Annotated in this window: 11 protein-coding genes; 2 read left to right on the top strand and 9 right to left on the bottom strand. The window is 66.2% G+C overall.

All coding sequences use genetic code 11. The features are described 5' to 3' along the window. Window positions 1-75: 75 nt before the first annotated feature. The 9 genes from fadD32 to glf form a co-directional block, all read right to left on the bottom strand. The gene (fadD32, locus tag H7K34_RS25345) at window positions 76-1,968 is read right to left on the bottom strand and encodes a long-chain-fatty-acid--AMP ligase FadD32 (protein WP_108926399.1); all 1,893 of its coding nucleotides are present in this window, start codon (window positions 1,966-1,968) and stop codon (window positions 76-78) included. A gap of 321 nt (window positions 1,969-2,289) precedes the next feature. Next, window positions 2,290-3,303, bottom strand: coding sequence for a carboxylesterase Culp6 (gene culp6 / locus H7K34_RS25340; RefSeq protein WP_264064718.1), 1,014 nt, complete (start codon window positions 3,301-3,303; stop codon window positions 2,290-2,292). A gap of 131 nt (window positions 3,304-3,434) precedes the next feature. Continuing rightward, window positions 3,435-4,331: an esterase family protein gene (locus H7K34_RS25335; protein WP_108926517.1), complete on the bottom strand. Its 897-nt coding sequence runs from the start codon at window positions 4,329-4,331 to the stop codon at window positions 3,435-3,437. Window positions 4,332-4,514: 183 nt separating this feature from the next. After that, window positions 4,515-5,552: an esterase family protein gene (locus H7K34_RS25330; protein ID WP_264064717.1), complete on the bottom strand. Its 1,038-nt coding sequence runs from the start codon at window positions 5,550-5,552 to the stop codon at window positions 4,515-4,517. A 324-nt stretch (window positions 5,553-5,876) separates the two neighbouring features. Then, the gene (aftB, locus tag H7K34_RS25325; protein ID WP_272896309.1) at window positions 5,877-7,871 is read right to left on the bottom strand and encodes a terminal beta-(1->2)-arabinofuranosyltransferase; all 1,995 of its coding nucleotides are present in this window, start codon (window positions 7,869-7,871) and stop codon (window positions 5,877-5,879) included. Further along, window positions 7,858-8,769 (bottom strand): decaprenyl-phosphate phosphoribosyltransferase, encoded by a 912-nt coding sequence (locus H7K34_RS25320; RefSeq protein ID WP_108926518.1) that lies wholly within the window; start codon window positions 8,767-8,769, stop codon window positions 7,858-7,860. Before H7K34_RS25320 ends, aftB begins: the two co-directional genes overlap by 14 nt. 11 nt (window positions 8,770-8,780) lie before the next feature. Then, entirely contained in the window at window positions 8,781-9,299 is a 519-nt protein-coding gene (locus H7K34_RS25315; RefSeq protein ID WP_264064715.1) for a phosphatase PAP2 family protein, read from the bottom strand. Further along, window positions 9,292-11,202, bottom strand: coding sequence for a glycosyltransferase (locus tag H7K34_RS25310; RefSeq protein WP_264064713.1), 1,911 nt, complete (start codon window positions 11,200-11,202; stop codon window positions 9,292-9,294). The genes H7K34_RS25315 and H7K34_RS25310 overlap by 8 nt, the downstream gene beginning before the upstream one ends. Continuing rightward, the gene (glf, locus tag H7K34_RS25305) at window positions 11,199-12,401 is read right to left on the bottom strand and encodes a UDP-galactopyranose mutase (RefSeq protein ID WP_264064712.1); all 1,203 of its coding nucleotides are present in this window, start codon (window positions 12,399-12,401) and stop codon (window positions 11,199-11,201) included. Before glf ends, H7K34_RS25310 begins: the two co-directional genes overlap by 4 nt. 251 nt (window positions 12,402-12,652) lie before the next feature. Between glf and H7K34_RS25300 the strand changes: the two genes are divergently transcribed. Both H7K34_RS25300 and H7K34_RS25295 read left to right on the top strand, forming a co-directional pair. Beyond that, window positions 12,653-13,540: a PirG gene (locus H7K34_RS25300; protein WP_264064711.1), complete on the top strand. Its 888-nt coding sequence runs from the start codon at window positions 12,653-12,655 to the stop codon at window positions 13,538-13,540. Between the two features lie 142 nt (window positions 13,541-13,682). Then, entirely contained in the window at window positions 13,683-15,329 is a 1,647-nt protein-coding gene (locus H7K34_RS25295) for an LGFP repeat-containing protein (RefSeq protein ID WP_264064710.1), read from the top strand. The last annotated feature ends 47 nt before the right edge of the window (window positions 15,330-15,376 follow it).

Genomic DNA, 15,376 nt, shown 5'->3' with positions numbered 1-15,376 from the left:
CGTCGCCGGGGACCGAGGCGGTGTTATCCGAGTTGTCCGGGAGGTCAGATTCTGTGTCAGCCATGGTTCCTGAATTCAGTCTGTTGCGGTGGCGAAAGCGGTCGGGGAGCCGACACCGCTGCGCAGACTGCCGTCGAGATAGGCGGCGCGGCAGGCGCGGTGCCCGATCTTGCCGCTGGAGGTGCGAGGAATCGTCCCCGACTGCACCAGCAGCAGGTCACGGATCGTGACCCCGTGACGCACGGCGATGGCCGCGCGAATGTCGTCTGCGATGGGTTGGTAGTCGAGCTTGTGCGTGCCGGCCGCACGCTCGGCGACGATCACCAGCTGCTCGGAGGTGTCCTCCGCGTCGAACTTGAGCCCGGCGTGCGGGTTGTCGAACACCTCTTGCGGTAGCTGGTTGGCCGGGACCGAGAAGGCGGCCACATATCCGGTGCGCAGCGCCTTGCTGGCCTCCTGCGCCGAATACTCAAGATCCTGGGGGTAGTGGTTACGCCCGTCGATGATGACCAGGTCCTTGATGCGGCCCGCTATATAGAGGTCGCCGTTGAAGTAGGTGCCGTAGTCGCCGGTGCGTACCCACAGCCCATCGTCAGCCGCACCTTCGGCGTGGGACTCGGGAACGCGCGACTTGAGGATATTGCGGAAAGTCTCGGTGGTCTCGGCTTCCTTACCCCAGTAGCCGACGCCCAGATTCTTGCCGTGCAGCCAGATCTCGCCGATGTGCTCGTCGGGCACCTCGCTGGCGGTGTCGGGATCGACGATGACGGCCCATTCGTCGACACCAATCCGTCCCGCGGATACCTGCGCGACGGCGGTCGGCGCGTCGGGAGCCACCTCGACGAAGCGGTGGTTGTTCAGCTCGTCGCGATCTACATGGATGACCGTCGGTGCGGTGTTGGGCGGGGTGGTCGAAACGAACAGCGTCGCCTCGGCCAGGCCGTAAGACGGTTTGATCGCCGTCTCCGGCAAACCGTAGGGCGCAAACGCCTCGTAGAACTTGCGCATCGACGCCGGCGATACCGGCTCGCTGCCGTTGAGGATGCCTTTGACGTTGCTCAGGTCCAGTGGCGGCTCGTCGTCGCGGGGCAGGCCGCGAACGGCGGCGTGTTCGAAGGCAAAGTTCGGCGCGGCCGAGAAAACGCCGCCCGTCTCGCCGGGCTTACGCGCCAGCTCCCGAATCCAGCGGCCGGGCCGGCGGACGAACGCAGCGGGCGTCATGATGGTGAAGCTTTGACCGAGCACCGGCGCCAACAGCGCCGTGATCAAGCCCATGTCGTGGAAGAGCGGCAGCCAGGACAGGCCGCGGTCACCCTCGGTGCCCTCCAAGGCCTGCAGCACCTGCAGCACATTGGTGGGCAGGTTCAGGTGGCTGATCTGCACGCCGGTCGGGGTGCGGGTGGAGCCCGAGGTGTACTGCAGGTAGGCGGTGGTGTTCTCGTCTGCCTCCGGCTCTACCCAGGTGGCGGCAACCTCGTCGGGCACCGCGTCGACAGCGATCACCCGGGGCCGTTCCTTGGCCGCCCGAGCGCGGATGAATTTGCGGACGCCTTCGGCGGAGTCGGTGGTGGTCAGGATCGTCGAGGGGGAGCAGTCGTCGAGCACCGCGTGTAACCGGCCGATATGGCCCGGCTCGGCCGGGTCGAACAGCGGAACCGCGATGCGGCCCGAGTACAGCGCGCCAAAGAAGGAAACGAGGTAATCCAGGTTCTGCGGGCACAGGATGGCGATGCGATCACCGGGCTGCGTGACCTGCTGCAGACGAGCACCCACGGCACGGTTGCGGACGCTGAAGTCGGACCAGACGATGTCGCGCTCCACACCGTCGCGCTCGGTGGAGTAGTCGATGAATCGATAGGCCAACTTGCTGCCACGAACCTTCGCCCACTTCTCAACGTGACGAACCAGGTTCGTGTTATCCGGGAACTTGATTCGACCGTTCACAATGAACGGGTTGTGGTAAGCCATGCCGCCCTCTCCTGTTACACACTCGCCGGCCAGCTACTCCGGCGGTCCTAGTTGTCGGCCTCGCCGACGATTTCCCTGCGCGGGCCGGCTTCCTGCACAGCGCAAACTGCGCCGGTCCGTGCGAGCTTCGACCCGGTCAGGAACCGACAAACACTGATAGCTCTTAGTTTTCTCTTAATGTTAGGCGTCGGCGCGCAGCAGACCAAATCTCAAGGTACCGCCGATTGCCCCCGGTACGGCCGACCTAACCGCTGTGTCCCCTCGTCCAGCTACCCCCCGCGCCGTCCGGCCCGCCGGCTTTGTCCGCGGCCACCCGGGCGGTCACCCATGCTTGGGATGTGGCGCATTTTCGATGAGATTACGCGTCCAGTTCAACGTCCAATCCGTGGCCGCGGCGCCGTCCAAATTCCAGAACTGGGTGGTGGCGTACATGGCGTGGATCGGCTGGCCCGCACCGCCGGCCAGCGTGTTGAGTGTATTCGGCAGGTTCGCGACGCTGAACGCCTCGTTCGGAGCGGCGCAAATCAGGTCACCCGGCGCGCAGATCTCGTTGGTCTTGGCGTTGAGATCGCCGAAGCCGCCGGGCCGCGCACCGGTCATCGTCAAACCGAGCCCGGACAACATCGGCACCTCGTGCAGCGTGACCTCGGCGCCCTCACCCGGCGGGTTGGGCCCGATGTCGTTGCCGACGCCCTGCTGGCGGCGGCCGTCGGCGATCACCGTCACCCCGAGCACCAGGTCGTCGTCGACGGGTCCGCGGCCGTTGCCGACATCGCTGGCGATGTCGCCCGCGATCACCGCGCCCTGCGAAAAACCCACCAGCACATAGCTGGTCAACGGGCACTTGTTGTTCATGTCGGTCAGCGCTTGGACGGCCGCGCGGGTGCCTTCCGCCCGGCTTTCGTTGTAGGACATCTGCGTGTCGGAGCTCAACGGGTTATGGAACTGTGCCGTGTAGGGGACGGTGTAGGTCAGCACCCGCGAGGGCGGGAACTGCGCGCTGATCGCCCCGGTCAGCTTGTGCAGCAACGCATTAGGAAACTGCACCGGGTTGAGGGGATCGTCCTGCAGGGATGACTCCCACGTCCCGGGAATCACCATCAGCTCGACGTCGGGGCAAGAAGCGTCCTGCGAAGCGGGCCGCGGCTTGTGCGGATGCGTCGTCGTCGAGGACGGCGGCAGCACGCCCGGCGGCACCGCGCTGGGCGGTGATTCGGTGTTGCGCAGCATGGTCACGACCGCCACGATCACCAACAGCACGACCCCGGCCATGCTGAGCGCGGCCACCCAGGCGAGGATCCGGCGGCGTCTGTTGCGCTGGGCGTTCGTGCTCATGTTCTCCTGCTAGCAGAGTCGGCGGGTCGCTCCTCGAATACAGACAAGCGGCCATCCCGGCCCTGCTGCACTCAATACACGGTACCGGCTGAGCGCGCGGCGCCGTCCCTGCTGCCAGCGAGGCCGGGTGGCTAGCGGATCGCGCCCACGATGTCGCCCGACATGGCACCCAGCTGTCCCGACCACGAGCCCCAGCCGTTGTCGCCGCCACCCGGGAAGTCGAAGTGGCCGTTGTGCCCGCCGTCGTTGCGGTACTGCGAGTAGAACATCCGGCTGTTGCCCATCGCCTCACCGGCTTGCCCGATCATCGCGGCCGCATCGCCGCCCATGTTGGTCGGGCTCCAGACCCATACCCGGGTGTTGTTCTGCGCCAGCAGCGCGGCGTGCACGTAAGGGTCGTGCCACTTCCACCGGCCCAGCTGCGGGGCTCCCCACATGCCGTTGCCGTCCACGCCGCCGAACTGCTGCAGGCCGGCCAGGATCGCGCCACCCGTGGTGGTGTTGGACGGGTAGAGGAATCCGGACAGCGAGCCGGCGAAGCCGAATCGGTCGGGGTGGAAGGCGGCCAGCGCCATTGCGGCATAGCCACCCTGGGAGGCGCCGACGGCGGCGTGGCCACCGGGTGCCAGACCCTTATTGGCCGCCAGCCAGTCGGGTAGTTCGCTGGACAGGAATGTGTCCCATTGCTTGCTGCCGTCCTGCTCCCAGTTGGTGTACATGCTCCAGGCCCCCCCAGCGGGCGCCACCACCGAGATCCCCTTGCCGCCCAGCGTGTTCATCGCGTTACCCGCGGTCACCCAGTTGCTGACGTCCGGGGCGGCGTTGAACGCGTCCAACAGATACACCGCGTGCGGACCACCCGCCAGGAAGGCGACCGGGATATCGCGGCCCATGGCGCCCGAGGGCACCATCAGCGTCTCGTAACTGGCCGCTGCAGCCTTGCCCGTCATTCCCGTCGCCACACCGCCGAACCCCAGTGTTAGCGCGGCAACGCAAAGCACCCGCAGAAGCGCTGACAGACCCCGCACGTTACCCATGTGACCCTCCATCATGTCGTCGCTGTGTTTGCACAGTAACCAGGGCTGAAGTGAAGCCGACCCGCAGGGTAGTGAAATGGACCACACCCGACGACGGCCACGCGGATAGCTAACGGCGGCGACCCGTGAGGATCGCCGCCGTTAGCTGTTTTGCTTTGGTTTTTCGCTGCCGGACTAGGTGCCCTGAGTGGAACCTGCGTTGGAAGCGGTGGCCGGGCCGGCGCCCGGGGTAGCGCCCAGCGCCGACTGCAGGTCAGGCAGCATCGCGTGCAGCTGCGAGCCCCAGTAGGGCCAGTCGTGGGTTCCGTTGGCGTCGAAGTTCCACACCGCGTTGTGACCACCGGCCGCGTTGTAGGCGTCCTGGAACTTCAGGTTGCTGGTCCGCACGAAGCCTTCCAGGAACTTGGCGGGCAGGTTGTCGCCACCGAGGTCGGACGGCTTGCCGTTACCGCAGTACACCCAGATCCGGGTGTTGTTCGCGACCAGCTTGCCGACCTGCAACGACGGGTCGTTACGCTGCCACGCCCCACCGTCGGTCGGGCCCCACATGTCGTCCTTCTTGTAGCCGCCGGCGTCACCCATGGCGAGGCCGATCAGCGACGGGCCCATCCCCTGCGACGGGTCCAGCAGCGCCGAAAGCGAGCCGGCGTATGGGAACACGTCGGGGTGGTAGGCAGCCAGGATCAGCGCCGACGACCCGGCCATCGACAGACCGACGGCCGCGCCGCCGGTCGGCTTGACCTGCTTCTCAGCCGACAGGTACTGCGGCAACTCGCTGGTCAGGAAGGTCTCCCACTTGTAGGTGGTGCAACCGGCCTTACCGCAGGCGGGCTTGTACCAGTCGGAGTAGAAGCTGGACTGGCCACCGACGGGCATCACGACCGAGATGCCCGATTGGTTGTACCACTCGAAGGCGGGGGTGTTGATGTCCCAACCGTTGAAGTCGTCCTGAGCGCGCATGCCGTCGAGCAGGTACAGTCCGGGCGAGTTCGCGCCACCGCTCTGGAACTGGACCTTGATGTCGCGGCCCATTGCGGCCGAGGGAACCTGCAGGTACTCCACCGGCAGACCCGGGCGAGAGAACGCCGCTGCGGTCGCCGGTCCCCCCACGACGCCAATCAGACCCGAAAGCAGGGCCGCGCCCACAGCTCCCACCGCGAGCCGGCGTGGCATGCGTGCCACGGCGCCGCGAAACCTGTCAACAAACGTCATCCTTGCTTCCTCATCTTCTCGGCGCACCCAACATCAGGACGCGTCGTTGATTGGGGTCGAACTGCATGCGATCTCCGCGCAGCAGTGCTCTTGTAGTGAACCACACCAACCCGCGCGGGCTCTCATTGAGACGGTTCCGCAAACCCTCGTCCGGCCGTGATTTCTTGGGGTTTTCAGGCCGGGCACCAAAGCTTGGAGCGCCATTTCCGCATGTGCCGGACGGTGAACGCATACAGGTGAACGTGCAAATGTGAATTTGCTGTCAGCATCAGGAAGCAAAAATTGTGCCGCGTTCGAGATCTGTGAGATTTCTCCCCGCAATATTCACTCGCGCGGGGGCGGGGGACTCGGCTCGGGGACCGGAAGACCGCACCGGGCGAGCTCGTAGAGCGGGACCCTATCGATCCGGTAGGCGGTGAATTCAAAGGAGTGCAAGAAGTTTGAGAAGAACCGGTGCAGCGACATCGGGGCGCGCACCGACGCCAGCATCGCCTTCGTCTCGGGGCATTGCAGCGCCGCCACGGCCTGGGCGACCCAATTCGCGTCCAGGTAGCCCGGAATCCCCGGATATACCTTCACCCACGGGCCGTCGGCGATCACCCAGTCCGGGAAGAGGTTTTTGTCGTGCCCGATCCTGCCGTGCGTGAGGCGCTGCGTGTGCTGGGCGAGCGGGTTCGCCAAACCGATTTGGTCGATCACTCGGACGTCGAGCCCGACGTTCATGCCCAGCATGCCCAAGTTCGTGAAAAACACTGCATGCTGCGGCTTTTGCGGCGGCCTGCTATCGGCAGGGCTGCCGGGCGCCGGCGGTGGCTGCTGCAGTTGCGGCACGATGTCCCACTGGATGTAGTTGCCCGACGGCAGCAACAACGCCCCGTCCGGAGTGTTGTCCAGCGCGGCCAGCACGGCCGCCATCCTCGGGTAGTCCAGGTAATCGGCGGCGGTCAGCGGGTGCGCGTGCCCGGTCGCCTGCGCATAGAAGCGGCGCTCGTCGACGATGCCGCTGTAGGTGACGTGGGTGGCGTCGTAGCCCATCCCCGGTGAGTTTGCTGCCCACAGCGACCAGCCCGCGATGCCGAGCCAGAGCGCGCTGGCGGCACCGGCCAACCAGTAACCCGTCTCGCGTGAGTAGTCCTGCCCGTCGGGGATCAGCACGGGGATGACGGCGACGGGGGCCAGCAAACAAAATAGCGGCGCCAACAGCACCCGCGCATGCATGAAATCGCCGCCCTGACGGGTCCAGTACAGCGCCTGCAGCAGCCCGCTCACGAGGACGAATGCCACCACCGCGGGTGGGCTCTGCACCGCATGAGCCAGCCGGCCGTAATTGGGCGCGAGCATCGGGCGTAAGAACGACGGGCGGCGCCGCGCACCCGACAGCAGCAGCCCCAGCGGCACCAGCAGCAGCACCGGCAGCCAGACGGCGTAGGGCGAGACGAAGTTCGACAGATAGGTCATGCCCTGAGACCACTTGTCACCAGCGGCATCCTTGGCCAGAGCCGTCCCGGGAACCAGCAGCCCGTAGTAGCCCATCCGGAAGATCTGGTAGGCCACCGGCAGGAGCCCGCCGGCCACCACGATCAGCGTCCGACGGCGCCAGGTCCGGGCCGCGATCAGCATCATGATCAGCGCCAGCCCGCCCATCAACGCCAGCTCCGGTCGCACCAGAACACTGAACCCCGCGACGAACGCCAGCAGGCCGGTGAACACCTCGTTGTCCGGACGGTTTCGCAGCGCCTGCGACCAGCGGACCATCATCCACCACAGCAACCCCAGGTAGGCCAGGGCCAGCCCACTCTCGAGGCCGGAGGTGGCGAAGTCACGCGCCGGTGGCAGCGCAATGTAGACCAGCACCCCGGCGGGCAGCATGATCGCCCGTCGCCCCCGCAAGCTGGGGGCGTATAGGCGGCCGGCGCCCAGCATCAGCAGCGCCACACCCAGCACGGAAAGGATCAGCGCCAGCGTCAGTGCCACGTACTCCATGCGCACCGGTCCACCGACCCAGCTTCCGACGTACATCAGGTAGGTCCACGCCGTCGAGGTATTCGCCTCGACCCGCTCGCCCTGGTTGAAAACCGGCCCGTTGCCGGCCAACAGGTTGCGCACGGTGCGCAACACGATCAGTCCGTCGTCGGCGATCCAGCGTCGCTGCCAGGCTCCCCACCCGAAGAGCACCGCGACAATCGCGACACTGATCCACAGGCTGACCCGGGTCACGGTGTCGTACGGGAAGGGCTGTCGGCCACCCCGCCTGACCCTGGGCCGGTGGCGCATCAACTCGCGCTTGATGGCCTCCAGACCGGGGCTAGCCGAAGGCAACCGCGGCACCAACTGTTGCGATCCACGCTAGGAACAGCAGCTGCAACACCCGGTCACGCAGCGCGATTTCTTCGGGCTCACCGGCCAGCCCGCCGTCGACGTCGACCGCGTAGCGCAGGACCGCGATGGTCAGCGGGACCATCGACACCGCGTACCAAGAGCCCGAACCCCGGTCCCGCTCGAACGCCCACAACCCGTAACACATCACAAAGGCCGTGGCCGACATCGTCCAGACGAACCGCAGATAGGTACTGGTGTAGCTCTCCAGCGACTTGCGGATCGCGGCTCCGGTCCGCTCGGCCAACTGCAGTTCGGCGTAGCGCTTGCCGGCCGCCATGAACAGCGACCCGAACGCCATGATCAGTAGGAACCACTGGGACAGTGGGATGTCGGCGGCCGCGCCGCCGGCGATGGCCCGGATCAGATAGGCCGAGGAGACGATGCAGATGTCCAGCACCGCTTGGTGTTTGAGGCCGAAGCAGTACGCCAGCTGCATGCCGATATAGATGGCCATCACCACGGCCAGGTTCGGCGTCAGCCACCAGGCGATGCCCAGCGACGCGGTGCCCAGGACCACGGCCAGGGTGTAGGCCAGCCATTCGGGAACCACGCCGGCCGCGATCGGCCGGAATCGCTTGGTGGGGTGTTCCCGGTCGGCCTGGACGTCGCGGACGTCATTGATCAGGTAGATCGCCGAGGCCGCCAGGCAGAACACGACAAACGCCACGCCCACCTTGGTCGCCACTTCGGCGTAGTCGTAGCGGACTCCACGGCCGGCTGCGGCGACCGGCGCGGCCGCCACCAACACGTTCTTCACCCATTGCCGCGGGCGCATCGCCTTGATCACCCCGATGATCAAATTCGCCGGGGGTTGTCCGGTCGCCACGTCTTCACTCATTTCGGCCACACCTATCTCGACTTTCTATCGAGCCAGAGTGCAAGGCGGGCGACCGCGGCGCCGAGCGCCACGCCGAAAGCAACGTCGCTGGGATAGTGCACGCCCAGCAGTATCCGTGACAGCGCCATCGGCGGAACCAGCAGCACGGGCAACGGCAGATCGGTGGCCCGGCCCATCAAAACGGCCGCGGCCGTGGTGGAGGTGGCATGCGCCGACGGGAAGCTCAGTTGGCTGGGGGTGCCGACATTGACCGCGACGGCCGGATGATGTGGGCGTTTACGGCGCACCACCCGTTTGATCAGCACGGCGGCCGCGTGCGCGGAAAACGTGCCGCCGGCGGCTACCAGCCACTCCCGGCGTCGGCGCCGGATCAACGACGCACCGAGCAACTGCACGATCAGCCAACCGACGCTGTGCTCACCGAAGTGGGACATGCCACGGGCGGTGGCCAACACGCCGGGCCGGTCTGCCAGCGCCGCCTGCACGGCCACCATCGCGGCGACTTCGCCGCGCGGCGCCGCTTCATCCATGTTTCGACTTTTGTCCGGTCGGCTGGCTCGTCTGGGGCAGTAGCACCGTCTCCCACTTCTGCTTGCTGGACAGCACCGGCAACGCTTCCTGGTACACCCGGCGCATCTCGTCGAATCGGCTCAACAGCTGACGCTGGCGGCGCAGCGACTTCAGTAGCAGCGTGAACATCTTGCGCCGATCACGCTGCCGGTAGACCACGCCGCAGCCATCGGCGGTGGTGACGGTGACACCGTCGACGGTGCATAGCCGGAACCAGCGCGCGTCCTGGGTCGGCACGTTGAACTCCGGGCGGCGGTGGCTTTCCGGGTCGGCGGCGGTGAGGTTGTGCAATATCCCGCGGGCCAGCCGGTAAGCGATGGACACCGGGTTCACCGGCGGCTTCATCGCCTTGCTCTGATTCAGCGGTGCGGGCAGCTCGGTCGCCGCCGGCAGCACGACGGCGTCCGGGTACTCCTTGCGCAGCCGATGCACTTCCGGCAGCCCCGATTCCAGAATCGAGAAGATGTGCTCCGGGCCGGCGAGGAAGTCGTCGATGGCCCTGTTCTGGATCACAACCGTTGAATATTCAAGGCAGGCAAGGTGTTTCAGTGTCGCCTTGAGGTGGCTACGGACCAGGCCGGTGATGTCGCCGTCCCAGTGCATGGCCGCGACCACCAGCCGATTGCGCAGGTGGAAGTAGGCCTGCCAGTCGATGGCGTCGTCCTTGTCGCTCCAGGCCATGTGCCAGATCGCGGCGCCGGGCAGCGTGACGGTCGGGTAGCCGTGCTCGCCGGCGCGCAGGCCGTATTCGGCGTCGTCCCACTTGATGAACAGCGGCAGCGGCTGGCCGAGCTCCTCGGCGACTTGGCGCGGGATCATGCATGTCCACCAGCCGTTGAAGTCGACGTCGATGCGCCGGTGCAGCAGCGCGCTGCGATCGCTCTTGTCGCTCAACGGGAATTCGGCGAAGTCGTGGTCGTATTCGGTGTGCGGCGCGGCGGTCCACATGAAGTTCGATTCGTTGACGACCTCGCCCATGATGTGCAGGTGCGACGGCTCCTGCAGATTGAGCATCTGACCGCCGATCAGCATCGGCGTCTTGGCGAAGCGGTTCATCGCCAACACCCGCAGGATCGTGTCCGGCTCGATGCGAATGTCGTCGTCCATGAACAAAATCTGTTGGCAGTCAGTGTTTTTCAGCGCCTCGTACATCACCCGGCTGTAGCCACCGGACCCGCCAAGGTTGGGCTGATTGTGGATGGAGAGCCGACTACCCAGGCCCGCCGCCGCCGCCGGAAAGTCCGGGTGCTCGCGCACCTTGCGAGTTCCCTGGTCCGGAACGATCACCGCACCAATTACCTTGTCCACCAAGGGGTCTGCGGTGAGGTCGGCCAGCGCGTTCACACAGTCCGCGGGCCGGTTGAACGTCGGGATACCGACGGCGATGTTGGCCGTGCCCGGAGCGGGTTCGGTCGCGTACCAGCCTCCGCTCACCAAGTTGACCGCGGTGTCGGTGGTGATGTCGAACCAGATCCAGCCGCCGTCCTCGAACGACTTGAGTGGCACCTCGATCTCGACGACGGCCGGCTGATCCTCGGTGCCGACGAACGCGCGGCCCTCCACCGAGATCCGCACCCCGGTGGCCTTGGTCCGGTACAGGTCGACGCGTCCGGTTCCGGTCAGCTCGACGCGCAGCACCACCGATTTGCAGATCGACCAGCGGCGCCAATAGCTCGCCGGGAAGGCATTGAAGTAGGTGGCGAACGAGACCTCGGACTCCTTGCCGATCTCCAGCGAGGTACGGCCGGTCGCATGCGCACGCCGGGAGTTAGTGGTCGACTCCTCGAGGTAGAGCTTGCGCACGTCGAGCGGTTCACCCGGACGCGGCAAGATGATTCGGGACAGCAAGCTCACGGCACTCATCCGCGCGCGCCTTCCTCTTCTTCGGCTAAAGCGGCGCCGTCGCGCAGGTGTGGCGCCAGGGTGTTGTCGTACATGTTCAGTGCGCTGGCAATCGCCATATGCATATCCAGATACTGATAGGTGCCCAACCGCCCCCCGAAAAGCACCTTCGAAGCGGCGGTCTCGGACTTCGCCCTCGCTCGATAGGCGGCCAACAGGGCGCGGTCGGCTTCGGTATTAATCGGATAGTAGGGCTCATCGTCGTCCGCGGCGAACCGGGAGTACTCCCGCATGATCACCGTCTTGTCGGTCGGGTAGTCGCGCTCGACATGGAAGTGACGGAATTCGTGGATGCGGGTGTAGGGAACGTCGGGATCGTTGTAGTTCATCACCGGCGTGCCCTGGAAATCGCCCACAGGTAAGACCTCGAGCTCGAAGTCCAGGGTGCGCCAGCCAAGCCGGCCCTCGGCATAGTCGAAGTAGCGGTCCAGCGGGCCGGTGTAGACGACGGGAGCATCGGGGCTGTCGGCCCGCAGTTGGTCGCGGACTTCGAACCAGTCGGTGTCGGTGCGGACCTCGATGCGGTCGTCGGCGGCCATGTTCTGCAGCCACGCTGTGTATCCGTCGACCGGCAGTCCCTCGTAGGTGTCGTTGAAGTAGCGGTTGTCGAAGGTGTAGCGCACCGGCAGCCGGGTGATGTTCGCCGCGGGCAGTTCCCTCGGGTCGGTCTGCCACTGCTTGGCCGTGTAGCCCTTCACGAAAGCCTCGTAGAGCGGCCGGCCGATCAGCGAGATGGCTTTTTCCTCGAGGTTCTGCGCGTCGCCGGTGTCGATCTCGGCGGCCTGCTCGGCGATCAGCTGCCGGGCCTGCTCGGGGGTGAAGTACTTACCGAAGAACTGCGACACCAGGCCCAGGCCCATCGGGAACTGGTAGGCCTGTCCGTTGTGCATCGCGAACACACGGTGCTGGTAGTTGGTGAATTCGGTGAACTGGCGCACGTAATCCCACACCCTCTTGTTCGAGGTGTGGAACAGGTGGGCGCCGTACTTGTGCACCTCGATCCCGGTCTGCGGCTCGGGCTCGGAATAGGCGTTGCCACCGAGGTGCGGGCGTCTTTCGACGACAAGCACACGCTTCCCGAGTTGGCTGGCCACGCGCTCGGCGATGGTGAGGCCGAAGAATCCGGAACCGACAACGAGGAGGTCAAAACGAGCGGTCATCGGTTGCTTAGGCTATCTGACACCGGAGGCGCACCCTCATCTGACGAGGCTGATGCGCCGGTGTTCGGGCACGTGAAGACTGGTTTGCAATGACCCGAATCACACGTAACGCGCAGGGTCGCAATAACCTCACGATTCAATATCACCACTCTAGTAACACCTTCCTCACTCGTACCATCGACTGTGTGCGGTTCCCACCGGATAAGTCCGGCAGGACACGCCGACACAACCGATAGATTGAGGAGACTTCCGTGCCGAACCGACGCCGTCGCAAGCTCTCGACAGCCATGAGCGCCGTCGCCGCCCTGGCAGTGGCGAGTCCTTGCGCCTACTTCCTTGTTTACGAATCGACTTCTGGCAGCAAGCCGCCGGAGCACCACGAGTTCAAGCAGGCAGCGGTCATGACCGACCTGCCCGGCGAGCTCGTGGGCGCGCTGACGCAAGGCCTGTCCTCGTTCGGGATCAATCTGCCCCCGGTGCCCGCTCTGGGCGGTGCCGGTACCGGCACCACGGGCCTGACTTCGGGCCTGACCAGCCCCGGTCTGACCAGCCCCGGTCTGGGAACTCCCGGCTTGGGCACTCCTGGCCTGACGAACCCCGGCTTGACGAGTCCAGGCTTGACGAGTCCGGGCCTGACTCCCGGTCTCACCAACCCGGGCCTGACTCCTGGTGCCGCGCCCGGTGCGCTGACGCCCGGTGTGCCGACCACGCCCGGTATGCCGACCACGCCGGGTGCAGGGTTGAACCCGGCGCTTGCCAACCCGGGGCTGACCAGCCCGGCCGGGCTCACCCCCGGCGGTCTGGGTGCTCCCGGTGAGGTGCCGATCAGCGCACCGATGGACCCGGGTGCCGACGGCACCTACCCGATCCTGGGTGACCCGTCGACCCTGGGTGGCGCGTCGGGTCTCGGCGGTGCCGGCACCGGCGGCAGCGGCGCAAGCGGCGGTCTCGTCAACGACGTGATGCAGGCCGCCAACCAGCTGGGCGCCGGTCAGGCCATCGACCTACTCAAGGGCGTGCTGATGCCGGCCATCATGCAGGCTCGCGGCGGCGCAGGTGCCGCTGGCGCTCTGCCCGGTGCGGCTGGTGCTCTGCCGGGTGCGGCCGCAGCGCTCCCGCCGGCGCTGCCTCCCGTCTAAAGCTTCGGGGGTCCTGTTACCTGACGGCATCGCAGAGGCACACCCTCTGCGATGCCGTCGAACAGTTTCTGCAGCGGTTTTAGACACCAGGAAACTCGTGTCGCCTCATAGATAACATCAGAATCACACGTAACATCAGCTGGTGTCGTCCCGCAGCCGTGCGCCAACGATGTTGCTTACTGCCGTCGCGGCCACGGTTGTCATCGTTTCGGCGGTGGCGGACTTAACTCGCGATCGCGGCGCCACCGTCTCCGCGCCATCCCCACGCGAAACCCAACTCGCCGAGCAGCCGCTGATCGGCCTGGGCGGCGGCGTCACGGTTCGCGAGCTCACCCAGGGGACGCCGTTTTCTCTGGTGGCACTCACCGGCGACCTGGCCGGCACCTCGACCCGGGTGCGTGCGAAGCACCCCGATGGTTCGTGGGGCCCCTGGTATCAGACCGAGTACGAGACCGCGGCTCCCGACACCAAGCCGTCGGATAGCGGATCCGGCCCCACCGAAGGTCCCCGCAGCACCGATCCGCTCTTCGTGGGGACCACGACCACCGTGCAGATCGCGGTCACCCGGCCGCTCGACGCCGCGCTGACCCGGCCGCCCGCACTGCCACCATCGGATAACGATCTCGGATACCGGCCGGCCTCCAAGGAACAGCCCTTCGGGCAGAACATCTCCGCGATCCTGATCTCGCCGCCGCAAGCGCCCGCCAAGACGCAGTGGACGCCGCCGGCCGGGGTACTGATGCCCGGCCAGGCGCCCCCTATCATCAGCCGCGCGGAGTGGGGTGCCGACGAGTCGCTGCGATGCGGTAGCCCGCAATACGACAACGGGATTCGCGCCGCCGTCATCCATCACACCGCGGGCAGCAACGACTACTCGCCGCTTGAATCGGCGGGGATCGTCAAGGCCATTTACACCTACCACAGCAAGACATTGGGCTGGTGCGACATCGCCTACAACGCGCTGGTCGACAAGTACGGTCAGGTGTTCGAGGGCAGCGCCGGCGGTCTCACCAAGGCGGTCGAGGGTTTCCACACCGGTGGCTTCAACCGCAACACCTGGGGTGTCGCGATGATCGGCAACTTCGACGACGTGCCGCCGACTCCTCTTCAGCTTCGTGCCGTCGGGCGGTTGCTGGGCTGGCGCCTTGGAATGGACGGCGTCGACCCCAAGGGCACGGTCACCTTGGAGTCCGCGGGTAGTCACTACACCACGTTTCCGGCCGGCGCCTTCGCGACGCTGCCGACGATTTTCACCCATCGCGACGTCGGTAACACCGATTGCCCCGGCAACGCCGCCTACGCGCTGATGGACGAAATCCGGGATATCGCATCCCATCTCAACGACCCGCCCGAGGAGTTGATCAAGGCGCTGCAGGGCGGGGCCATCTACCAGCACTGGCAGGAGATGGGCGGCATGAACAGCGTGCTGGGCGCTCCGACCTCGCCGGAAGACAACGCCGATGGGGACGGGCGCTACTCCACCTTCGCCAAGGGCGCCATGTACTGGTCACCGGTGACCGGAGCACAGCCCGTCACCGGCGCGATCTATGACGCCTGGGCCTCGCAGAGCTACGAACGCGGACCGCTTGGCTTGCCGACCAGCGCCGAAATCCAAGAGCCGCTGCAGATCACGCAGAACTTCGCGCATGGAACGCTGAATTACAACCGGCTGACCGGGGACGTCAACGAGGTGCTCGACGGGATCACCACACCGCTCTCGTCACAAAACCCCAGCGCTCCGAGCGTCCCGCCGGAACACTTCTCGCTACCGACGCACCCGGACGCCTGACCGACGGCCCCGGGGCACGACGCCGCCGCGCGTACTAGTCTGCGACC

Origin of the sequence: Mycobacterium montefiorense (assembly GCF_025823255.1) — a bacterium.
Taxonomy (GTDB): domain Bacteria; phylum Actinomycetota; class Actinomycetes; order Mycobacteriales; family Mycobacteriaceae; genus Mycobacterium; species Mycobacterium montefiorense.
This window is presented reverse-complemented; position numbering and strand designations above follow the sequence as displayed.